The sequence below is a fragment of the Desulfovibrio sp. genome, from assembly GCF_019424165.1.
Taxonomy (GTDB): domain Bacteria; phylum Desulfobacterota; class Desulfovibrionia; order Desulfovibrionales; family Desulfovibrionaceae; genus Desulfovibrio.
Genome location: NZ_JAHZAA010000071.1, coordinates 1 through 1,914, shown reverse-complemented (window position 1 = coordinate 1,914; position 1,914 = coordinate 1). Strand labels below are relative to the sequence as shown.

Genomic DNA, 1,914 nt, shown 5'->3' with positions numbered 1-1,914 from the left:
TTTTATGACAGGCCTCTGGAGCAGATATGGCAGATAGTCGCAAGAGCTTGCTTCAACTCATTTTTTCAGGCGCATACCTTCTGCGCTGGAACGACAAGTTGCGCCCAGCGGAACTGCTTGAAACCGACAAGCAGGCGCACAAGATGCTGCTGGCCTGTGTGCTGTGGCATGAAAACTCACTCCACATGTCTGAAGAAAAAAGAACGCGCCTTGCGGGCGAAATTATTGAAGGCGGCCTTTTTGACTATTTTTACCGCCTGATCATAACCGACATCAAGCCGCCGATCTTTTACCGGATAAAAGAAAATCCCGAGCAATACCGCCAGTTGACAGACCATGTGCTGGAAAGCCTGCAACCGGCGCTGTCACCTCTTGGCCCGTTCTGGGAGCGGATGTGCCGCTGGCACCATGCGCCGGACGACGGCAGCCTGCCCCGCCGCATACTCACTGCCGCACACCTGTACGCCTCACAGTGGGAATTCAATCTTATCAAGCCTCTCAACAGCCACTTTGATGACGAAATGGACGATATCGGGCAATCCTTTGTGGACAGGCTGGATACGTTCACCGACCTGAAAGGCCTCGAGCAGATGCGCACCCAGGGTACAGCCCTGAACCGCCTTGCCAACCTCTGCGGGCAACTGCGCTTTCAGATTCGCTGGACGCAGGCCCCGCGTATTCCCGCAACGTCCGTATTGGGACATATGTTTATTGTGGCCTGCTTCGCCTATTTTTTCAGTCTGTCGGTCGACGCCTGCCGCGCCAGAGCCAACAACAATTTCTTTTGCGGGCTTTTTCATGACCTGCCTGAAGTGCTCACCCGCGATATCATCTCTCCGGTCAAGCGTTCCGTGGCGGATCTGCCAAAAATTATCAAGGAATATGAAGAAAAAGAGCTTGAGCGCCGTGTTTTTGCTCCACTGCGGCAACAGGGGTTCACAGCGCTTGTGGAACGCATATCCTACTATCTCGGTCTGGGGGTTCAATCCGAATTTCAGGAATGCGTGCGGCGCAACGGCAGGGTTGAAAAAGTTCCGGATTTCTGCGCCCTGCAGGAAAACTGCAACACCGATGCCCTTGACCCCAAGGATGGACGTCTTATCAAGGATTGCGACAACCTGGCCGCCTTTCTTGAGGCCCACAGCTCCATCCGCAACGGCGTTTCGTCGCCCCACCTGCTGGAGGCCAGGGTGCGCCTGCTTACTCTGCTGCGGCAAAGCCCGCTTACATGCCTCAAGCTGGATTCTTTGCTGGCGGACTTTGACTAGGGGGGTTCAGCCTTCGCGAACGTGCGCCCCAAGCCTTGCAAGATGCCATTTCGACGTTTAGCCGCGCAAGTCAACCGTGCAGAAAATACACTGATGCCTTCGCGGCAACGCATGCCCGGGCCGGCATCAGGACAGTTTCAACATGACGTTGCCCCAGACTACAGCGACATTGAGATCAGACCAGTGCTGCGCATATTTCTAAAAACATGTTTCAACCTCTTTGAAGGGATCAACCGCAGGCCGCCATGCACTTGCACTCCACTTTTTTTCCCCGCCTGTGCCACATGTTCTTACATGCCGGGACGGGCGCGCCCGTCATACGGGTTCTGCTTCTCGCCACGGTTTTCATACTGATGGGCGCATCCGGGGCGTCGGCCCTGACCGTTTCAAAAGGACTTTCATTCTACGCCCGGGATATGGAATTCTACTATAAAGAAAACCGGCCCGAAACGCTGCCGGGCATTCTTCGCTCGTTTGATGCGCAAAACGTGCTCTACGACCGGCAAAAACAGCTCACCCTTGCGGCCTTTCTGGCAGAAGCCCTCACGACAGACCCTGCCGCGCGCCAGCGCCTGCTGCCTCTGGTCCCTTCCCTCAGCCGCGATGGCAAGCGCACCTTGGCCTGGGCCGTGCATCTGGCCCGGCT

General features: G+C 56.0%; 1 protein-coding gene and 1 pseudogene. Both read left to right on the top strand.

Annotated features, from left to right (window positions below; genetic code table 11):
• Positions 1-26: 26 nt before the first annotated feature.
• Positions 27-1,268: an HD domain-containing protein gene (locus QZ377_RS12595; protein WP_291441587.1), complete on the top strand. Its 1,242-nt coding sequence runs from the start codon at positions 27-29 to the stop codon at positions 1,266-1,268.
• A 245-nt stretch (positions 1,269-1,513) separates the two neighbouring features.
• Positions 1,514-1,914: pseudogene (locus QZ377_RS12590) on the top strand (translation initiation factor 2); the annotation flags it as partial.

Coding starts and splice junctions, on each gene's coding strand:
- QZ377_RS12595 (WP_291441587.1), top strand. CDS start 27: ATGGCAGATAGTCGCAAGAGCTTGCTTCAACTCATTTTTTCAGGCGCA.